A 19644-nucleotide genomic window follows, 5' to 3' on the forward strand; every position below is an offset into this window, starting at 1 on the left:
CACCGAGATCGGAAGGCGACCGAAGTCGGTTCCACAATGTTCTTGTGCATCGTCGCGGCGCCGAACACCATCTACGCGACATCGCGCTGCGGGCGTGGGTGTATCGCGCGCTCCTCGCCGCCGCGCTGCTGACCGTTGCGCTGACGACGGCCGTGCTGGCCGCGCTCACCGCGTACTCGGGAGCGATAGGTGACGCGGCAGTGCGGCGGTCGCTCGCCGAGCAGGGCACCGCTGCCGAGGCCGCGCTGGTCGTCAAGGCCGACGTGCCGGGCGGCGAACGGCAGGCGGCCGAGGACGCCGTGCGGGCCGGGGGGGGGCGCCACATTCGCCGGGCTGCCCGTGCGGGTGCAGGCACCCCGTGTCCGGGAAGCGGGGTGACGATCACCGAGCCGACCGGCCCGGCGAAACCGTCCGGGATCACCCAGTCGGGAATGGCGGCCGGGTCGATCCAGCGGGCCGGGACAGGGGGATAGCCCTGCAGTGCCTCGGCCAGGCCCGGCACGGTGGCGACATCGACCCTCCGGATCGTCTCCGTCACGGGGCCGCCCTGACGGGCGTAGGAGATCTGGTGGCCGCGCCCCTGGGGCGGGGCGACGAGGACGGCGGCTTCGGCGAGATGCTCCGCGGCCATGGAAGCAGCCATTTCCATGCAGCGCGGCACGTTCAGCGTGGACAGCAGTGCGCTGGAAGCCTTCGAGAGGACCTCCGAACGCGTCTGCGCGGTGTTCAGCGCCGTCTCCGCCACGTGCCGGTCGGTCTCGTCGAACGGCACCGGCGCGTCCCGATGCGGGCCGCCGCGCGCAGGATCGACGAAATGGGGGCCGAGCTGATCGCCGAACAGCCAGTGGTGGGTACCGGACTCTTCCTCAGTCATGCCGCGGGCTCCGTCGACGTTCCGTTGCCGCGCCGGCGCCCTGCGCGGCGCGGCGGCTCCTTCGCAGATCAAAGCGCACGACAAGCACGGGCGGTACGCGGCACACGCCGGGGGCCTCGCTGCTGCCGGCCTCGACGGTCTTCGGGCCGCGGCCCCGCCGCCATGTTGTGTTCGCGGATTGCCGGGAAGACGAGATGAGCACGGTGACCGGCCGAAGGAGAGACAGTGGCGCAGGACTCATCGCTCAGGGCAGTGGGATGGGCGCGTTCGCTGCCTGTCAGCAGCGGAGTGAAGGCGGCAAGGGACTGGACGCGGACGCATCTGGCGGCGCTCGACTGGGAGCGGACGGCACCGGATCTGGTGGACTCGGTGGTGCTGGCCGTGTCGGAACTGGTGACCAACGCGCACGTGCATGCCCGCAGCACGGCGCAGCTCATCCTCACCTGGGACACGGAATGCCTGCACGTGACCGTGCACGACGCGTCGAGTCGGCTCCCCGAACAACGCGGTTCGGACGATGGGGCGCTCGGAGGGCGCGGGCTGCTCCTGGTCGATGCCCTCGCCGATGACTTGCAGGCCCACCCTTGCCCTCGTGGCAAGGACGTCACCGCCTGCTTCCAGCCGCCGCCCGCGTCTGCCCGGGCCGGCACAGAGGGCGAAGGGTGAGGGCGGGGGTTGGGGGGACGCGGCAGGGTGTCTCGTCCACGGGAGATGAACGGGCTCTCGCCGCCGATCCGGCGGCAAGGTCCTTCTACGGGGCCTCAACTGCCGACGGGCCCCGCGTGTGCCCCGTCTCGACCGTCTTCCCTGTCGCCGTCTCCCTCGCCCCGGGGAGACGGATCCCCCACGCACGGGACCCGGCCGTGCTCGTCCGCGGATGGATTGGACGCGACGCACGCACGACGACGACATCGTCCGGCGGTTGCGCGCCCCGTGGACCACGCCGACCACTCCGCCGGCACCTTCGAACAGCGCCTCACCCTCCTGCACACCGGCGCGGAACGTCCCACGATCCTGGCCACGACCGGCTACGAGGTCCCGCTCTGGCCCCGCCGCACCGAGCCGGCGATACCGCCGGCCGGCGGTGAGGACGATGCCCTGATGCCGGTAGCGAGGCGAGCCGGCAGTCACACGAGGGCCTTCAGGGGCCGGCCACCTCCTCGAAGCGTTGTTCCAGGAGCACTTCACCGTCCTTTCCGTACGCCCTGACCGTGTAGTCGGTGTCCACGGTCGAGGCGTCGGAGAAGGCGTAGTACGTGCCCCATCCCGTATCCCCGGGCAACGTCAGTGCCGTGGCGGTCCGGCGGAGTCCGGAGTCGAAGACGAGTTCTATCCACGCGGGTGGAGTTCTGGCGCGGAAGGCTCCGAAGTACAGAGGCGGCCCGTCGCCCACGTCGAGGCCTGAGCTGAGGCTGTCGGGGCCGAGGCTGTCGCCGATGGAGTCCCTGGCTTGTTCGATGGCGGCACTGATGTCGCCGTTGCTCACCACGAAGTTCTGCCGCCCCTCCGGGAGCAGCGCCATCCGGTGGCCGTGGCCGATGTCCACGGGCGTGTACGGGGAGACGGTGCGAGGGCCCCGGGGTTCCGGTGACGGAGCGGGGCGGGGTGTCGCCGTGGCCGTGGCCGTGGCCGTCGGAGGCGTCGGCCGAGTCCGGGCCAGGTCCGTCAGGCCCACGGCCGTGAGCGCGACCACCGCGGTGACGGCGCCGGTCGCGACGACGGTACGGCGGCGGCGTGCGACGCGGCCCCTGCGCACGACGTGGTCGACCGGGGCGGGGCTGGTGGGGAACGTGTCCGCCTCGTGGCGGAGGAGTTCGCCGAGTCGCTGGTCGTCAGTCACGACCGCTCCCTCTCGTGCCGCGGCCACGGCCGAGTGTGGCCGGTTCGGACATGACCGCGTGTTCGCGAAGCTTCTTCAGTGCTCGGGCCGTATGGCTGCGCACCGTGCCGACGGTGGTGCCGAGCAGTCGCGCGACCTCGCTCTCGCTGCGGTCCTCCAGATACCGCAGCACGGTGACCGCTCGCTGTTTCGGCGGAAGCCGGGAGAGCGCGTCGAGTACCGCGCTGCGCTCGGCGAAGCCGTCGGTGTGGTCCGGGGCCTCCGGCTCCGGGAACCGCGTCGTCAGCCATTCACGGCCCTTCATCCGGCGCAGCCGGTCCACATTGATATTGATCATGATTCGCCAGACGTAGGCGTCGGGATCGTCCGTGCGCCGTATGCGTTCCCACTTCACGTAGGCCTTGGCGAGGGCTGTCTGGACCAGGTCCTCCGCGTCGTGGTGTTGCCCCGTCAGCAGGTGCGCGGTGCGCAGCATACGGGGCCAGCGGCTGACCATGAACGCCCGGAACTCCGCCTCCGTGCTCGTCTTCAATCGAGTCCTCGGGTTGGCCGCCGCCGGTCCGGGCCACACCGTCGTGCCGGCGCCCGCAACGCGGGACGGCACGACGGCGTGACCTCAGCTCCAGGCGTGCGGAAAGGGCGTCAGCGGCTTGCGGGCGAGGCGTCGTACGTCAGGTCGGCGAGGACCGAGCCGTCCGCGCCGTACGCGGTGACCGTGACCGTCCCCTGTGGCCTGCCGGTGCCGGCCGCGTCGTGGAAGTACGTGCCCCAGCCCGGCCTGCCGGGCAGTCTCAGCATGCCGGCCTCCACCTCGGCGCCGGTGCCGAGGCGCAGGGTGATGCGCGCCGGTACCTCGTCGGTGCGGAAGGCGCCGGTGAACAGTACGTCGTCCCCGTCGATGCCCATCCCGCCGCTGAGGCTGTTGGGGCGGATGTCGTCACCGACGAGGCTCTTGGCCTGCTGAACGGCCTCCTCGAAGTCGTTCCACGCCACCACGTAGTTCTGCTTGCCCTTGGGCAGGAGTCCCATTTTCGCCCCCTGACCGATCTCCACCGGCTGGTACGGGCGCACGACCCGCGGACCGGTGGTAGAAACGTCGGCGCGCGCGGGCGTTGCCGCCCCCGCCTGTTCCTGGCGGCCCTCGGCCGCCGTGCCCGCCGCGACGGTCAGGCCTTCCGCGTCGGCACCGCCGGAGGCCTGGCCGCCCCCGGCGAGAGCCGTGCCCGTCCCGGCCGCCAACGCCGCCGTCACGACCGCCGCCATGACGACCCTGTTCATCCTCATGAATCCTCCGCTGATCCGTCCGCTCGGTGAATGGCTACACGTCTCAGACGCCAGACGACCCCTGCACCTATGTCGCAACGGAGGGATTTTTTCCACGGAGTCGGACTCGAAGTCGGAGGGCGGACCGGAGCCAGGGTCGCGTGCGAGGAGTGGCCGGAGTGCCTGGACCGCAGGAGGGCCCGAGCGAGTCCGAGGGCGTCGGTGCGCCACAAACCGCGGTGCGGCGGGTTCGGGCGTGTTCAGGCGTGGAACTCGGTGAGGTCGATGTGGTGCACGCGCAGCGGGAAGCCGCATTCCGGGTGGGTGGTGTCGCGGACGGGTGTCATTCCGAGCTTGTGGATCACGTTCTCGGAGGCGTCGTTGCCGATGCGGTTGATGCTGATGACGCGGTCGAGGCCGCGGTCCTGGAGGGCGAACTCCAGTGTGGCGTGGGCAGCTTCGGATGCGTATCCCTGGCCCCAGAACTGTGAGCCGAACTGCCAACTGATCGCCACGGCGGGCAGAACCTCGGGCAGGAACTCGGGCACGGACAGTCCCGTGAGTCCGGCCAGTTCACCCGAGGCCAGCAGTTCGACGGCGAAGAGGCCGAAGCCTTCCTCGTCCCATTCCTCCTCCCACTGCTCGATGTCCTGCGCCGTCTGCTCCAGGCTGCGCGTCGAGCCGTCGCCGATCCAGCGCATGACTTGCTGATCGGCGTTGATCTCGGCCATGGGCACGAGGTCGTCGTCGTGCCAGCGGCGGAGGATGAGGCGGGGGGTCCGGATCTCGATCATGGCGCCCATCCTGCCGAAGTCGACGGCCTCATGGGTAATCAGTTGTCCTGGCGGTGCACCGCACAGCCCGGTGTCCGCAGTGACCAGCATCTCCGCTTGCGTGATCCTGTTCACCCGATTGCATCGCGTGAGCTGGCTCGGCGCCACGGACGCGTGAAGCGTGTTGCCGTAGAGCCCGACGGAAGGCCAGAACGGCATGAGCGCGGTCCATGGCATACGACGCCGCACACGGCGTCTTCACGGTGCGGTGGCTGGATTCGCCGTCGCCCTCCTGTGCGCTGCCCCGGCGGGGTCAAGGCGCTGGTCTACGTCGCCGCCTTCAGCCCGGCGGTGGGAGAAAGTGCTCTGGAACTGTCCAGCAAGTTCCCCGGGAGCACTCTCGGGAGCGCCCTCAAGAACGTGCCGTTCCCCCTTCCCGGCGGTGGCACCGGTACCGACCAGTACATCAAGGACGAGAAGTTCCACGACCAGTTCGCCGCCGACGTGCCCAGGTCGGTCACCGACCTGATGGCCGCCACTCAGCGTCCCGTGGCCGCCTCGGCCCTGCAGGACAAGGCCACCGAGGCCGCCTGGAAGACGATCCCCGCCTGGACCCTGGTCACCACCGAGGACCGCAACATCCCGCCGGCCTCGCAACGTTTCATGGCCCGGCGCGCCCATGCGCACACCGTCGAGGTCAAGGCGTCCCACGCCGTCGCGGTGTCCCAGCCGGGCGCGGTCACCCGCCTGATCGAGCAGGCCGCACAGACCGTCGGCCCCTCGATGACCGCTGACGATTCTTCGGGCAGGTCCCTCGCCGATACCGGCTCCGGGCGGCGGACCACGCACGCCGTCCTTCTCGGCGGCATATCCGCCGCGTCCGTGACCACAGGTGCGGCTGTCGTCCTCCTCGGCCGACGGTGGCGATCGCAAGCGAATCGCGGTCGCTGATGCTGCCGGCGGCGCGGCCGGAGCCGAGACCGGAGGCGCACCGTGAGTAGTGTCCTCGGCGACCCCACACTCTCGATCGAGTTCCTCACGGAGAACGTCGGCGAGGGCAGCGAGCGCCTCCGGCCGAGGCCGATGCCGCGCCCGCGGGGTCCTTCGCCGCACTTGAGGAAACGCCCGGAGTTCCTGGCCTTGACCTGCCCGGCCTCGACATCGCCGCCCTCGCGCGCGGCTTCGGGTGCCGGGCCCTGGACGTCACCGACACAGCTGACCCGGAACGCGAGTTCCTGGCCGCCGTCGGATCGGACGGCCCGACAGTCACTGTCGTGGCGACCGAACCCGAGAAGACGGAACCGGGCTGAGAGCTCAGGTGTCCACAGGTTCCACGGGCGGGGCGGGTGGACGACGCCGCCCGATCCGTCCCTACTTGCTGAGCCAGAGGTCTGGGCCGAAGACCTCGTAGTGGATGGCGGAGGGGTGTATGCCCTTGGCCAGCAGCTCGCCGCGCACAGCGCGCATGAAGGGCAGCGGCCCGCAGAGATAGGCGGCGGTGCCGGCGTCGGGGGTGAGGTGGTCGAGCGAGGCCCGGCCGGCGAAGACGTTGGCGGCGGGGGAGTGGTGGTGGTCGTTCTCGTACCACAGGTGCAAGTCGGCGTTGGCCAGGCGGTCGACGAGATCGGCCTGCTCGTGACGGTGCACGTGGTCGCGCGGCGTACGGTCGGCGTGGACGACGGTGACGGGGCGCGTGGAGGAGGTGAGAGCGAGGTGGTCGAGCATCGACAGCATCGGGGTGATGCCGATGCCCGCGGACGCGAGGAAGAGCGGGGAGCCGGTGTCGGGCAGGACGAGGTCACCCGCCGGCAGCGAGACCTCCAAGGGGTCTCCGACCTCGGCGTGGGCGTGCAGCCATGACGAGACCTCCCCGTCCGGGACCCTGCCGTCGGCGTCGCGCTCACGCTTGACGGTGATGCGCCAGGTCTTCTGGCCGGGGGCGGTGGACAGGCTGTACTGGCGGATCTGGTGGGCACCGTCGGGCAGGGCGACACGAACGCTGACGTACTGGCCGGGCCGGAAGGGTGTGGCGGGACGGCCGTCGGTCCGGCGCAGGACCAGGGAGACGGCGTCGTCGGACTCCTGGTGCCGCTCGGTGATCTTCATACGCTGCCATACGTCACCGTTCTCGACGCCGGCCTGGGCGTACAGGCGGGCCTCGATGGCGATCAGGGCGTTGGCCATCAGCCAGTAGACCTCGTCCCAGGCGGCGGCGACCTCGGTGGTGACGGCCTCACCGAGGACCTCGGCGACCGCGCCGAGCAGGTGGCGTCCGACCAAGGTGTACTGGTCGGCGGTGATGCCCAGCGAGACGTGCTTGTGGGCGATGCGCGACAGGAGGGCGTCCGGGCGCTCGTCGGGCCGTTCCACCAGCATGGTGGCGAAGGCGGCCACCGAACCGGCCAGGGCCTCGCGCTGGGAGCCGGTGACCTGGTTGGTGCGGTTGAAGAGGTTCCGCAGCAGTTCAGGGTGGTCTTCGAACAGGCGCTCGTAGAACCGGGCCGTGATCGACGTCAGTGAGGCTCCGACCACGGGAAGCGTCGCCCGGACAATGGGCTCCGACTGCGCAGAAAGCATCAGGCACTCTCCTCTTTCGGTGTTGGCTTTAACTGGTATTCAAAATGCGTATTTTTGGTCGCGCAGGGCCTGTGCGACGGTCGTCGTTGCGATGGTGTGAGACGGTCGGGGGGCTACGGCGCCGCCGGCGGCCGGGGTCGGTCAGTCCGGGGGAGCGCCCAGCGACAGCAGTACGGGCCCCGTCGGCGCCGTCACCAGATCGGCCACGGTCACGCCGTTCAGTGAGGAGTAGAAAGCCTCCTGCGCCTCCAGTAGTGCCCGTCGCAGTCGGCAGGCACCCGCGAGGGGGCAGGGGGCGTCCCCCTCGCAGACCACGGCTTCCCGGTGCCCCTCCAGGGTCCTGACCAGATCGCCCACGCGCGTACGGCGGCCCGTGTCGGTGAGTGAGAGCCCGCCGTTACGTCCGCGACGTGCCTCGATCACCCCCAGTCTCTGCAGCTGCGCGATGGCCTTGGCCATGTGCGTGTAGGGGACATTCATCGAGGCGGCGATCTGCCGTGTGGTCAGCAACTCCTCGTCGTCCACGACGGCAAGGCGCATCACCGCCCGGAGTGCGAGGTCCGTGTACCTGGTCAGTCTCACGAGCCACACGCTAGCAATGTTGCATCCCCGATGCGTATTTGGCGGGGGAGTGACACTCGTCTCGCCGCCGGCGGGGCGGGCGAGGTGTTGTGAGCGCGTAGGAGGCGGTCGGTCGGTCTGGGGGCTTCGCCACACCTGAGCCGCGTCATTACTCCCAGCCGGCCGCCCCGGTTGCTGCGATCGGGCGACGCGCGGCATGTGGAGCGTCGCCCGGCAAGGCTTCGGCACCATGCTGAGTGCCATGTCTCAACAGCTGGGCCGGGTGTCGCCGTGCCGCTCTGGTTACCCGCTCCGGCCCGTCCCGGCCGGTGGCCCGTCACGCCGCCGGGCTCGGGTACCCGGCCGGTTCCTCGTCTCGGCCCTCCTCGGCCTGCTGGTCTTCCTGGCCCCCGCCCTCACCCCGGCCGGCTTCACCGGCCAGGCGGCGACCGGTACGCCGGCCCCCGCCGTGGTCACCGTCGGTCCTGACTCCAACAGGGCGCTGGCCGGGTTCATGATCCAGTCGACCGCCTCCGTGCAGGACCCGGCGGCCGACGTGTCCAGCCCCGGCTATCGGACGAAGGACTGGTACCAGGCCGGCCCCCGCTCCACCGTCCTCGCCGCCCTGCTGGTGGCCGGCGTCCACCCCGACCCGTTCCACTCCACCAACCAGAAGCGGATCCCTGCCGCCGACTTCACGGTCCCCTGGTGGTTCCGGTCCGACTTCTCGGTCGAGGACAGCGGGGCAGGTCGCACGTATCTCGACTTCAGCGGGGTGACCTCCGCCGCCGACGTCTTCGTCAACGGCCGTCGCATCGCGACGGCGAGCACGGTCGCCGGGACCTACACCCGACACGAGCTGGACATCACCGCGCTGGTCAGGCCGGGCACCAACACGGTCGCCTTCCGGATCCAGCCCAACGACCCGCGCAAGCACCTCACCGTGGGCTGGCTGGACTGGCTGCAGCCACCGCCGGACGGGAACATGGGCATCGTGCGCGACGTCGTCGTCCGCCGCAGCGGCCCCGTGGTCCTCCGCGACGCCCACGTCGTCACCGACCTGGCCGTGCCGTCGCTGGCCTCCGCCGACCTGACCGTCAAGGCCCGCCTGCGCAACGACTCACCCGACACCGTCACGGCGCGCCTCTCCGGCAAGGCGGGGCCCGCGGCCCTCGGCCGGCAGGTGACTCTGAAGCCCGGGGAGAGCCGGACCGTGGTCTACTCTCCCGCCGACCACCCCGCACTCCATGTGCCCTCGCCCCGCGTATGGTGGCCCGCCGGGATGGGCAAGCAGCCCCTGTACGACCTCGACCTGGCCGTGACGGTCGACGGGGTCACCTCCGACACCGCACACACCACCTTCGGCATCCGCGACGTGCAGGCACCGATCAATGCCGACGGCGCGCGCCAGTACCGGATCAACGGCCGCCCGCTGCTGATCAAGGGCGCCGGCTGGTCCCCCGACGAGTTCCTGCGCTGGGACCCCACCTACGTCGAGGACCGCCTCCAGTACGTCCGTGACCTGGGCCTGAACACACTGCGCCTGGAAGGCCACCTGGAGCCCGACGAGTTCTTCGACCTCGCCGACCGGTACGGGATCCTCACGATCGCCGGCTGGGAGTGCTGCAACAAGTGGGAAGGGGAGGTCAACCCCGCGGAGTCCGGGGAGAAGTGGGACGCCGCCGACCACGCGGTCGCCCAGGCGTCGATGGCGGCCGAGGCGGCCCGGCTGCGCGACCACCCCAGCGTGATCTCGTTCCTGATCGGCAGTGACGCGGCGCCCAACGCCAAGATCGAGTCGGGATACCTCAAAGCGCTGCGGGCGGCCGACTGGAAGGTGCCCGTGATCCCTTCCGCCTCCGGGAAGCCGACCCCCGTCACCGGCCGCTCCGGGATGCGGATGACCGGCCCCTACGACTGGGTTCCGCCCGGCTACTGGTACGACAAGCGCGAGGGAGGAGCCACCGGCTTCAACTCCGAGACCAGCGCCGGCCCCAGCATCCCCACGCTCGACACACTGCGGCGGATGCTGACCCCGGCCGAGCTGGAGACCCTCTGGAAGCAGCCCTCGGCTCCCCAGTACCACCGCTCTCCCTCAGCCACGTTCTCGACACTGAAGCTGTACAACGCCGCGCTCGCCGGCCGCTACGGACGCCCGAAGGATCTCGGCGACTACGTACGCAAGGCCCAGCTCGCCCAGTACGAGAACGTCCGGGCGCAGTTCGAGGCGTACTCCCGCAACGCCAAGGACGCCTCCGCCCCGGCGACCGGCGTCATCTACTGGATGCTCAACAGCGGCTGGACCTCCCTCCACTGGCAGCTCATCGACCGTTATCTCGACCAGAACGGGTCCTACTTCGGCGCGAAGAAGGCCAACGAACCCCTCCACATCCAGTACGGCTACGACAACCGCAGGGTGAGCGTCGTCAACAACCGCGCGACCGCCGTCACGGGGCTGAACGCCCGGGTCACGCTCTTCAACCCCGACGGGGCCGTGAAGTACGACCGCACCGTGAGCGGTGTCGACGTCGAGGCCCGCGGCGTGACGACCACCTCGCCGGCCCTCCCGGCCAGGGTGCCCGGCCTGGCGAAGACCTACCTGGCCCGACTGGTGCTCACCGACACCAACGGCCGGGAACTGAGCCGCAACGTCTACTGGCTCTCCACCCGCAACGATGTCCTCGACTACGCCAAAGCTGACTGGTACTACACCCCCACCACCTCCTACGCCGACCTGACGGGACTGAACGCGATGCCTCAGGTCGCCCTGGACGTGACAGCCACCACGACGGACACCAGAGCCGGCACGTCGACGACGACCGTGACCCTGCGCCACCCGGGCACCACGAAAGCCCCCGCTCTGCTCACCGACGTCGACCTGATGTCGGCGGACGGGAGGACTCCCGCATTGCCCGTCCGATGGAACGACAACCAGATCAGCCTGTGGCCCGGCGAATCGGCGACTCTGGTGGCCTCCCACCGGACAGCCGACCCGGACCGCGCCCCGCGCGTGCGTGTCTCCGGATGGAACGCCCGGGCCGTCACCGTCCCGTCCAGCTGACGAGGCGACAGCAGGACCCCGAGAGGCACGGGGTCCTGCGCCAGTCGGCAGGGCACGACGCCGTGCTTCCTACTTGAGGCCGCTGAGCATCACACCGCGGATGTAGTACTTCTGCAGCAGCAGGAAGAGGATCAGGACCGGCAGGATGCTCAGGACGAGACCGGCCATGACGATCGGCATCGTTCGGGTCGGGTCCACGTAGTCCTGCAGGAACTGGATGCCGACGGGCATGGTCATCACGTCCGGATTGGCGGTCGAGATGAGCAGCGCCCAGATGTACTCGTTCCACGCCTGGACGAAGGTCAGCAGACCGAGCGTCAGCACGACCGGCCTGGTCTGCGGTACGACGATCCGCCACCACACGGCGAACTCGCCGGCACCGTCGATGCGCGCGGCCTCCAGGACCTCGTCCGGGATCGAGACCATGAACTGGCGCATCAGGAAGATGCCGAAGCCGTTGACGAGGAACGGCATGGCGAGCGCCGCGATGCTGACGGTCAGGCCCGCGCCGCCGCGCCCGAACAGGTCGTTGCCGCCCGCGAGCGGCCAGTGCACCAGGATCAGGAAGTGCGGGATGAAGAAGAGGAACGGGGGGAACATCATCGTCGACAGCACGAGCCGGAAGATCAGGTTCCGGCCGGGGAAGCGGAGTTTGGCGAGCGCGTAGCCGGCGAGCGATGACGTGATCAGCACCGAGCCGGTGATCACGAGGGTCGCGACGACGCTGTTGCGGAAGAGGACCGGCAGATCGAGCTGGTCGATCGCCGCCCGGTAGTTCGACAGGTCGAACGCCTTGGGCAGGAACCGGTACGGCAGCGTGCCGGCCTCACCGGCTCCCTTGAACGACGTCATCACCATGTCGAGGAACGGAACCACCGTGAGCACGGCGCCCGTCACGACCACCAGGTACGACAACCACGGGAAACGGCGGCGGATCATACGTCCTCCTCCCTGCGTCGGAAGATCCACAACTGCGCCAGGGTGACCACGAGGACCACCACGAAGAGCACGAAGGCGGCGGCGCTCGCAGGGCCCCACTGGCCGTACGAGAAGGCCTGCCGGTACATCTCCAGGGCAGCCACGTTGGTCGCGTCGCCCGGCCCGCCCTTGGTCATCACGGTGATCAGCGCGAACGACTGCAGGCCGCTGATGAACTGGGTGACGCACACGAGCAGCAGGGACGGCCGCAGCAGTGGAAGCGTGATCGTCCAGAACACGGTGACCGGCCCGGCGCCGTCGAGCGCCGCGGCCTCGTAGTACGACTCGGGAATGGACTTCAGCCCGGCAGTCAGGACGAGGATCGCGGAGCCGACCGAGGCCCAGGCATGGACGACCACGACCGAGGGCAGCGCGGTGTCCGGGTCCTGGAGGAAGGCAACGGAGCCGAGCCCGAGGGAGTTGAGCACGCCGTTGACGAGGCCGCCCGGCTCGTACATGTACTTCCACACGTTGCCGACGGCGACGACGGTCGTGACGATCGGCAGGAAGTAGAGCGTGCGCCACAGACCTTGGAACCGCAGGTTGTCGATGCAGGTGGCGACGACCACCGAGCCGGCGAGCGAGAGGACCACGGTGCCCAGGGCGAACAGCAGCGTGTTGGTGAGGATCGGTGCCAGGAACGTCGACCCCTGCGCGAAGAGGCCCGTGAAGTTGTCCGTGCCGACCGGTTCGATACCGCCGAGGTCGAACCCGGCCCAGCGGGACATCGACAGCAGCAGGGCGAAACCGAGCGGCAGGAGCAGGAAGACGGCGAAGAACAGCAACGTCGGCGCGAGGAAGAGATAGGCGACGACGGCCTGGCGGCGCCGGGCCCGGGCGTGGCCGTCGACGGCGGGCGAGGCGGAGCGCGTGCTGGGTGCCGCCCGCTCGGTCGTGGCCGGCGTCAGCGCGTTCACCATGAGCGTGACACCTCTCGGTCGACCTGACGGCGGGTGGTGCGCAGAGCCTCGTCGACCGTCTGCTGACCGGTCCACAGCGCCTCGACGTTCTTGCGCAGCAGCGATTTGGCCTGTTGTGCGCCGGGCACGTTCGGTTCCGGCACCGAATACGCCAGCGCGTCCACGAACGGGCGCAGGTTCGCGTCACTGTGCGCGCCCAGGAGCGTGCGCATGTCGTCGGCGCGGCCCGTCAGGGAACCGGCCGAGACCTGCAGGGAGCTCATCCGGGTCGCTCTCCCGCCCCCCTGGGCGCCTTCGACGTTCACCTTCTCGGTGTTGAGCCAGCGCAGGAACTCCCAGGCCGCGCGCGGGTGCTTGCTGTCCGCGTTGACCCCCAGCATGAATCCGGTGGAGAGCGTGGCACGCTTGCCGTCCGCCTCGGGGAGGGGCAGCGGCGCGACGCCGACGTCGCGGTAGTCCTTGCCCATGAGGGATTTGAGGCTGCCGGTCCACCAGCCGGCGCTGACCACCATGGCCACCTGCCCGGACCGGAACGCCTTGTAGACGTTGACGCCGGGGGCGCTGGCACCTCCGACGACGAGGCGGTGCTCCAGCTCCAGCACGGCCCGTCCGGCCGGCGAGTCGATGGCGGTGCTCCTGCCGTCCTCGGAGACGAACATGCCGCCGGCGGCGTTGAGCAGGGCGAGTGTCTGGCCGACCGTGGTGGAGTCGTCGACGGTCGACAGCCCGAAGCCCTGGACCAGGGTGTTGCCGTAGCGGTCACGCCTGGCGGTGCGGTAGGCGGTTTCCTCCAGCTCCCGCCAGGTGCGTGGCGGGCCGTCGACGCCGGCTTCGCGCAGCAGCCGTTTGTTGTAGTAGAGGGCGTACGTCTGCACCTCGGTGGGATAGCCGTAGACCTGGCCGCCCACCGAGGCGGCGTCGACCGCGGCTTCGCTGTAGCCGCGTGTGATCTCCTCGGCGTGCTCCCGCGGTGCGGGCCGCAGGACGCCGGCCTGGACCAGTTGGCCGTTCCACAAGCAGTACGGGTGGAGGATGTCGGCGCCCTGGCCCGCGGCCTGCCGGACCATGAACGTGGTCAGCAGGTCGGTGAACTCCACGGCCTTCGTCTGCACCTTGACCCGGTCGTGGCCGGCGTTCCACTCGTCGACCGGTCCCTGCAGGGCCTCCTTGAGCACCCCGCTTGCGTAGTGGGTCAGCAGGGTGAGGACGACCGGGTCCCCGGGCCGCCCGGTGCCCTGATGCGGCGCGGCGCATCCCGAGGCGAGCAGTGCCGAGGGGAGCGCAAGCGCGAAGTGGCGGCGGCTCAGGCCGCTGGTGCGGTGGGCCGGCGTCATCCAGCGGCCTCGCGGCGCATCACGCGGAACACGCGGGTCGTGGTGAAGCCGGTCTTGCGGTACATGTGGCCTGCCGGGGACTGCGCGCCGGTCCACAGGAACCACGCGCAGTGCGCGCGGCGCGCCCGCATCCTCTCCAGGATCAGGTGCAGGAGGATCTCGCCGAGTCCGGTGCCGCGCATCTCCTCCAGCACGCCGATCGGGCCGAACCGCTCGTCCACCGCGTCGAACGCGCCGTGCATCGCCCAGCCGACCAGGCGGCCCGAAGGGTCCCGGACGACGACGATCCGGTCGAGCGACGTGCCGGCGGCCAGACAGGCGCGGATCGTGCACGCCCAGTCCGGACCGAAGTGGCTGCCGGCGAGCGCGAACAGGTCCACCAGGTCGTCGTCGGACGGGGTGGCGAACCGGTAGCCCTGCGCCGTCAGTTCCTCGACGCGGCGCGCGACGTCCTGGGGGAAGCGATAGCCCACCAGGACGCGGTCCATCGCCTCCGCCTCGTACAGCGTGCGAAAGCCCAGGGACTCCAGGAGCAGGGCCGCTTCCGGGTACGTCTCGGCGTCCAGGCCGGGCAGAACGTAGTTGGGGGTGTACGAGGAGAAGTCCACCCGGGTGCGGCCGTGGCCGTGCAGCCAGTCGAGGGCGTCGGCCAGGAGCCGGCGGCCGAGGCCCCGCCTGCGAACGGCCGGGTCGACGAAGAAGAACGGGATCCAGCCCTGCTGCGGCTCCAGGTCGGTGCCCGTCATCGGCGTCAGACGGCGCACCGCGTAGGCGGCACCGACGACACGGTCCCCTTCGACGGCGACCCGAAGACCCTCCGGATCGAAGTTGGCGTCGAGCAGCACCAGGGAACGGAAGCGGTCCGCAGTGACGGCGTCGGCCGGCGCGCTGCGCCGCCACACCTCCACCACCTGCGGTCCGTCGCCGGCGCGAAAGCCACGGATGTCGGCCCGGGATGTCGTGGTGCGATCGGTCATCGGCGGGGGTCCTTCCTGGTGCGCCGCCGGTGTGATCCGGGTCGTCACCGCGACGCGGTCGTCCGTTGTCATCCGTTGCCCGTCTGTCAGTGACATCTCGAAGTCAAGGCTGAAATTTACTGGGATGTCCAGTAATTGCGCAATTATCCACCAGCGGGCCCCGCCCAGGGCGGCGTGGCTGGGCGTGGTCGACAGGAGTTGGGGCTGCGCGCAACCACCTGGCGGCGACGGTTGTCGCAGTTTTGACATGGCGCATTCGTGCCACCTGGAGAACGGTGACACGCCAGGTGGCGGGGCGCATGATCTCGGACAGGTTGTGAACCCCGGTTGACGAAGGGCTTTTGCGCATGGCACCGAACCGCCTGCTGGCGTGGAGAGCGACAGGATGGACGCCGGCCGCCGGTGAGGGACCGAGCACGGCCCGCACGGCTGCGTCCGGCCCGGACTCCGCGCAGGCCTGACCGGCAGCGCCGCCACCTGAGGCCGACCGGGGCGGCACCGCCTCGCCTCGAGCCCGGCAGTCCCCCGATGTCGTGGCCGGCTGCCGCTCGTCCCGCAAGTCCCCTGTGTCACAGGCCGGTCGGTGCCGCCCTGATTCCGATGCCGGGAAATGACAAGAGAGGCTGTAACCACCCATGAGACGCATCCGCCTTTGGGCGGTGATATCGATGTCGGCCGTAGTGGCGACGGGCGCGATCACGCCCGTTGCCGCCCAGTCTCCGCCGGGGGCCGACACTCCCACGCCGGCATCCGGCGATCGCACGAGCACCGTGCGGTTGATCACCGGTGACGTGGTCACCGTCAGCGACGCGCCGGACGGCAGGAAGACCGCCTCGGTACGGCGCGCGCCGGGGCGCGAGGACGTCTTCTTCCAGGTGACCGAAAGCGACGGCGGCCTGACCGTCCTGCCGTCCGACGCGGCGCCCCTGGTCCGCAGCGAGCGGCTGGACGCGGGGCTCTTCGATGTCGGCGCTCTCATCGCCCAGGGGTACGACGAGGCGCACGCCGACGCCCTGCCCCTGATCGTGTCCGCTCCCAAGGGTTCGGCGCGTGCAGCGGCCGAACGGGTGGACGCGCTCGCGGAGTTCCACGAGGGGTCAGGCGAGCCGCGGCACCTGAAGAGCATCGACGCCCAGGCACTGAGCGTCGCGGACCAGGACCTGGCCGCCTTCTGGAAGCAGCTCGCACCGGCGACGGACGCGTCCGTCGCGAGGGCGGTGGCGGCCACCCCGAAGATCTGGCTGGACCACAAGGTGCGTCCGACGCTGGATCGCAGCACCGCGCAGATCAACGCACCGGCCGCATGGGCCGCCGGTTACCACGGCGAGGGCGTCAAGGTCGCGGTCCTCGACACCGGTGCCGACCAGACGCACCCCGACCTCGCCGGCCGCGTCTCCGAGGCCGAGGACTTCTCCGGCAGCGGCTCGACCAAGGACCACTTCGGGCACGGCACACACGTCGCCGCCACCGCCGCGGGCAGCGGCGCCGCCTCGGACGGCCTGCGCAAGGGCGTCGCCCCCGGCGCCGACCTGCTGGTGGGCAAGGTCCTCGGCGACGACGGCTACGGCACCGAGTCCCAGGTCGTCGCGGGCATGGAGTGGGCCGCGGCCCGGGGCGCCAGGGTCATCAACATGAGCCTGGGCGCGGACATGCAGACCGACGGCACCGACCCCATGAGCCTCGCCGTCAACGAGATCTCCCGCAGCAGCGGCGCGCTCTTCGTCGTCGCCGCCGGAAACAGCGGCGGGCAGGGCGAGATGACGGTCGGGTCGCCCGGCGCGGCCGATGCCGCCCTCACCGTCGGCGCCGTCGACCGTGACGACTCGCTGGCCTCGTTCTCCAGCCGCGGCCCGCGTGTCGGCGACAAGGCCGTCAAGCCGGACATCACGGCTCCGGGCGTCGGCATCGTCGCCGCGCGCGCCGCCGGTACGACCATGGGCGCCCCGATCGACGACCACTACGTCGCCGCGGACGGTACGTCCATGGCGACGCCGCACGTGGCCGGTGCCGCGGCGCTGCTTGCCGGGCAACACCCCGACTGGACCGGGCAGCAGCTCAAGGACGCGCTGATCAGCACGTCCCGTACGGTGTCCGGCCAGGTGCCGACCCAGCAGGGCGGCGGCCGCGTCGACGTCAAGGCGGCCTTCTCCGCACCCGTCACCGCCACCGGCACGATCACGATGGGCCCGTTCGGCAGGGACGGCTCTCCGACGGAGCGGGCCGGGGTGATCCGCTACACGAACCACACCGACGCCGAGGTCTCGCTGAACCTGCGCGCCGCGTTGGCCACCAACGGCGGCAGGGAACTGCCCGCCCAGGGACTGACGCTGGGAGCGGGCACCGTCCGGGTCGCCCCGGGGGCGACCACCGAGGTTCCGGTCGGCGTCGACCCGGTCAAGGCGGGCCGCGGTTCCTACTACGGCTACGTCACCGCCACGTCGTCCGACGGGGTTTCCGTCCACACCACCGTCAGCCTGGTCGTCCGTGGGCCCATGCACAAGGTCACCATCGAGTCCCACGGCCCCGACGGTGAGGCAACCGGCTGGAACATCGTGGACGTCTTCGGAGGAGAAACGGACGTCCAGTTCGTCAGCTGGGACCCCCTGGTCTTCGAGGTCGAGGAGGGCACCTACCAGTTCGGCGGCACGCTGCTGCACCACGGCGGCGGCGACACGCGGCTCATCCACGCCGTGGAGCCCGAGGTGAAGGTCGACGGGGACACGACCGTGACCCTGGACGCGCGCAAGGCCAAACCGGTGCGTGTACGCACGCCCATGCCCGCCGAGCGGCGCAACAACGCGACGTTCCAGACGTACCGGAAGATCGACGGCGCGGCGGCGGCCCGGACCACCTACTACGAGGACGGCGGCGGGTCGGTGGACCTGTACGTCACCCCCACGTCCAAGGTCACCGAGGGTGAGTTCGAGTTCAACACTCGCTGGGAAATGGCGGCTCCCGACCTCAGGACCGAGGTCCGCGGCGCGGACTTCGACCTGGATCCGTACTACCTGGCACGTTCCGCCCCGTTCGACCCGAAGGGCGAGCGGCTCACCGCCGTGTACGCGGGGACCATCGAGAACCCGGACCTGCGGCCCGGCACCGTGCGAGGCAAGCTCGCCGTGATGCGCGACGACACCGCCTCGGGCGAGTACCAGCTCGCGGAGATGGCCGCGCGGGCCGGCGCCAAGGGTCTCGTGATCGTCCTGCCCGAGGGGCTGGTGGCCTGGACCCGCTGGCAGCCGACGGACACCCGCTCCGCCGTCCCCGTGGTCCGGGTGACGGCGGCCGACGGGGCTGAGCTGCTGCAGTACATGAAGAAGCACAAGGCCCTCGTCGACGTCTCCGGCACGGTCGAGAGCCCTTACCTGTACGACATCAGAGCGATCTGGAAGAACCAGATCCCGCAGGACGCGACGTACACCGTCTCGGACCGCAACACCGCGCAGGTGAAGGCGTCCTACGCGGACAACAGCGCGCTGGACTGGACCGCCGAGCAGCGCTTCAGCTGGCGCCCCTTCGCGAAGGTCACCATGGAGACCACGCGCGCGGTGCCGACCGGTCTGACGCGCTCCGAGTACGTCTCCTCCGGGGACACGGAGTGGATGCACCACGTCGACTTCATCACCAGCCCGTACGCGGACTTCGCCATGCGGTCGGGCCTGCGGGACGCCCCCCGCACCTACGAGCCGGGGGAGAAAGCCAAGGAGGAGTGGTACAAGGCCGTTGTCCGGCCCTCCATCCCGCGTGGCTGGAGCAGTCCCTCCGTTCGCACCGGCAACGTCCTGAGCCTGGCGATCCCGGAGTACACGGACGCGATGGCCGGCCACTGGGCCCGCAAGCAGGCCCCCGGACTGTCGGGCGGCATCGGCAGGGCCGGATCGCCCGGAACGATGGACGAGCCGACCTACCCCGCGGGTGACACGGTGACGGCTGTCCTCCACCGTGACGGCAAGGTCGTGGGCCGTTCCGACGCCGCCTGGGGGAACTTCCCGGTTCCCGCCGGCCAGGCCGACTATCGGCTGGACTTGGCGACGGAGCGTCTCAGCGACTACTGGCGGACCGGCACGCGGACCGCCACGTCGTGGACCTTCCGCTCGGACACCGCGGCCGAGGAGACGCTGCTGCCTCTCCTCCAGGTCGACTACGGGGTCGAGGCCGACCTGTGGAATCGGGTCGACGGCGGGAAGAGCCACCAAATCGACCTGACCGTCAGGCATCAGGACGGGCTCGCCGCCCCCTTCGGTGTCCAGCTCAAGGTCGAGGCGTCCTTCGACGACGGCAGGACCTGGAAGGGGCAGGTCCGCACCAAGGACCGCGGCCAGAACCGGTTCACCGCCACCGTCGAGCGGCCGGGCGACCGGCAGGGCGGGTACGTGACCCTTCGGGTCACGGCCTCCGACAAGGCGGGCAACACGGTCCAGCAGACCGTGGAGCGGGCGTACTTGATCGGTAGGTGAGTGAGCGCGCCTCCGCGGGAAATCCCGCG

General features: G+C 70.4%; 16 protein-coding genes and 1 pseudogene. 7 read left to right on the top strand and 10 right to left on the bottom strand.

Annotation, left to right across the window (positions count from 1 at the left end):
- Positions 1-44 precede the first annotated feature (44 nt).
- The 4 genes from AB0O67_RS03370 to AB0O67_RS03385 all read left to right on the top strand — a co-directional run bounded on the left by AB0O67_RS03370 (position 45) and on the right by AB0O67_RS03385 (position 2083).
- Positions 45-473, top strand: coding sequence for a hypothetical protein (locus AB0O67_RS03370; protein ID WP_365445326.1), 429 nt, complete (start codon positions 45-47; stop codon positions 471-473).
- A 156-nt stretch (positions 474-629) separates the two neighbouring features.
- A complete protein-coding gene (locus AB0O67_RS03375; RefSeq protein WP_365445329.1) occupies positions 630-830 on the top strand; it encodes a hypothetical protein in 201 nt (66 codons plus the stop codon).
- A gap of 269 nt (positions 831-1099) precedes the next feature.
- Complete coding sequence (locus AB0O67_RS03380) at positions 1100-1540, top strand: ATP-binding protein (protein ID WP_365445332.1); 441 nt, start codon at positions 1100-1102, stop codon at positions 1538-1540.
- A gap of 45 nt (positions 1541-1585) precedes the next feature.
- Positions 1586-2083, top strand: coding sequence for a hypothetical protein (locus AB0O67_RS03385; RefSeq protein ID WP_365445335.1), 498 nt, complete (start codon positions 1586-1588; stop codon positions 2081-2083).
- On the opposite strand, the gene AB0O67_RS03390 is transcribed toward AB0O67_RS03385, so the two are convergent.
- The 4 genes from AB0O67_RS03390 to AB0O67_RS03405 all read right to left on the bottom strand — a co-directional run bounded on the left by AB0O67_RS03390 (position 2016) and on the right by AB0O67_RS03405 (position 4771).
- Positions 2016-2714 (bottom strand): hypothetical protein, encoded by a 699-nt coding sequence (locus tag AB0O67_RS03390; protein WP_365445338.1) that lies wholly within the window; start codon positions 2712-2714, stop codon positions 2016-2018. The genes AB0O67_RS03385 and AB0O67_RS03390 overlap by 68 nt on opposite strands.
- The gene (locus AB0O67_RS03395) at positions 2707-3318 is read right to left on the bottom strand and encodes a SigE family RNA polymerase sigma factor (protein WP_365445341.1); all 612 of its coding nucleotides are present in this window, start codon (positions 3316-3318) and stop codon (positions 2707-2709) included. The genes AB0O67_RS03390 and AB0O67_RS03395 overlap by 8 nt, the downstream gene beginning before the upstream one ends.
- A gap of 38 nt (positions 3319-3356) precedes the next feature.
- On the bottom strand, positions 3357-3998 hold the full coding sequence (locus tag AB0O67_RS03400) for a hypothetical protein (RefSeq protein WP_365445344.1): 642 nt from the start codon (positions 3996-3998) through the stop codon (positions 3357-3359).
- Between the two features lie 239 nt (positions 3999-4237).
- Entirely contained in the window at positions 4238-4771 is a 534-nt protein-coding gene (locus AB0O67_RS03405; protein WP_365445347.1) for a GNAT family N-acetyltransferase, read from the bottom strand.
- Between the two features lie 291 nt (positions 4772-5062).
- On the opposite strand from AB0O67_RS03405, the pseudogene AB0O67_RS03410 reads away from it, so the two are divergent.
- Positions 5063-5521, top strand: a pseudogene (locus AB0O67_RS03410) (alpha/beta hydrolase); the annotation flags it as partial.
- A gap of 600 nt (positions 5522-6121) precedes the next feature.
- On the opposite strand, the gene AB0O67_RS03415 reads toward AB0O67_RS03410, so the two are convergent.
- On the bottom strand, positions 6122-7327 hold the full coding sequence (locus tag AB0O67_RS03415; RefSeq protein WP_365445350.1) for a globin domain-containing protein: 1206 nt from the start codon (positions 7325-7327) through the stop codon (positions 6122-6124).
- A gap of 141 nt (positions 7328-7468) precedes the next feature.
- Positions 7469-7909, bottom strand: a complete 441-nt coding sequence (locus AB0O67_RS03420) for an Rrf2 family transcriptional regulator (RefSeq protein WP_365445353.1) — start codon at positions 7907-7909, stop codon at positions 7469-7471.
- Between the two features lie 241 nt (positions 7910-8150).
- Between AB0O67_RS03420 and AB0O67_RS03425 the strand changes: the two genes are divergently transcribed.
- The gene (locus tag AB0O67_RS03425) at positions 8151-10949 is read left to right on the top strand and encodes an exo-beta-D-glucosaminidase (RefSeq protein WP_365445356.1); all 2799 of its coding nucleotides are present in this window, start codon (positions 8151-8153) and stop codon (positions 10947-10949) included.
- A gap of 69 nt (positions 10950-11018) precedes the next feature.
- Here the strand turns inward: AB0O67_RS03425 and AB0O67_RS03430 are convergent, their stop codons facing one another.
- The 4 genes from AB0O67_RS03430 to AB0O67_RS03445 are packed head-to-tail and all read right to left on the bottom strand — an operon-like array spanning position 11019 to position 15158.
- On the bottom strand, positions 11019-11888 hold the full coding sequence (locus AB0O67_RS03430; RefSeq protein ID WP_365445359.1) for a carbohydrate ABC transporter permease: 870 nt from the start codon (positions 11886-11888) through the stop codon (positions 11019-11021).
- The gene (locus AB0O67_RS03435; protein ID WP_365445362.1) at positions 11885-12847 is read right to left on the bottom strand and encodes a sugar ABC transporter permease; all 963 of its coding nucleotides are present in this window, start codon (positions 12845-12847) and stop codon (positions 11885-11887) included. The genes AB0O67_RS03430 and AB0O67_RS03435 overlap by 4 nt, the downstream gene beginning before the upstream one ends.
- Positions 12841-14181, bottom strand: coding sequence for an ABC transporter substrate-binding protein (locus AB0O67_RS03440; RefSeq protein WP_365445365.1), 1341 nt, complete (start codon positions 14179-14181; stop codon positions 12841-12843). The genes AB0O67_RS03435 and AB0O67_RS03440 overlap by 7 nt, the downstream gene beginning before the upstream one ends.
- A complete protein-coding gene (locus tag AB0O67_RS03445; protein ID WP_365445368.1) occupies positions 14178-15158 on the bottom strand; it encodes a GNAT family N-acetyltransferase in 981 nt (326 codons plus the stop codon). The genes AB0O67_RS03440 and AB0O67_RS03445 overlap by 4 nt, the downstream gene beginning before the upstream one ends.
- Positions 15159-15928: 770 nt before the next feature.
- Here AB0O67_RS03445 and AB0O67_RS03450 point away from each other — a divergent pair.
- A complete protein-coding gene (locus tag AB0O67_RS03450) occupies positions 15929-19615 on the top strand; it encodes a S8 family serine peptidase (RefSeq protein WP_365445371.1) in 3687 nt (1228 codons plus the stop codon).
- The last annotated feature ends 29 nt before the right edge of the window (positions 19616-19644 follow it).

Source organism: Streptomyces sp. NPDC086077 (assembly GCF_040686175.1).
Lineage (GTDB): Bacteria > Actinomycetota > Actinomycetes > Streptomycetales > Streptomycetaceae > Streptomyces.

Excerpts from the sequence above, each read along its gene's own strand:
- AB0O67_RS03445 (WP_365445368.1), bottom strand. The coding sequence starts at position 15,158 with ATGACCGATCGCACCACGACATCCCGGGCCGACATCCGTGGCTTTCGC.
- AB0O67_RS03415 (WP_365445350.1), bottom strand. The coding sequence starts at position 7,327 with ATGCTTTCTGCGCAGTCGGAGCCCATTGTCCGGGCGACGCTTCCCGTG.
- AB0O67_RS03375 (WP_365445329.1), top strand. The coding sequence starts at position 630 with ATGGAAGCAGCCATTTCCATGCAGCGCGGCACGTTCAGCGTGGACAGC.
- AB0O67_RS03425 (WP_365445356.1), top strand. The coding sequence starts at position 8,151 with ATGTCTCAACAGCTGGGCCGGGTGTCGCCGTGCCGCTCTGGTTACCCG.
- AB0O67_RS03440 (WP_365445365.1), bottom strand. The coding sequence starts at position 14,181 with ATGACGCCGGCCCACCGCACCAGCGGCCTGAGCCGCCGCCACTTCGCG.
- AB0O67_RS03400 (WP_365445344.1), bottom strand. The coding sequence starts at position 3,998 with ATGAGGATGAACAGGGTCGTCATGGCGGCGGTCGTGACGGCGGCGTTG.
- AB0O67_RS03430 (WP_365445359.1), bottom strand. The coding sequence starts at position 11,888 with ATGATCCGCCGCCGTTTCCCGTGGTTGTCGTACCTGGTGGTCGTGACG.
- AB0O67_RS03405 (WP_365445347.1), bottom strand. The coding sequence starts at position 4,771 with ATGATCGAGATCCGGACCCCCCGCCTCATCCTCCGCCGCTGGCACGAC.
- AB0O67_RS03385 (WP_365445335.1), top strand. The coding sequence starts at position 1,586 with ATGAACGGGCTCTCGCCGCCGATCCGGCGGCAAGGTCCTTCTACGGGG.
- AB0O67_RS03435 (WP_365445362.1), bottom strand. The coding sequence starts at position 12,847 with ATGGTGAACGCGCTGACGCCGGCCACGACCGAGCGGGCGGCACCCAGC.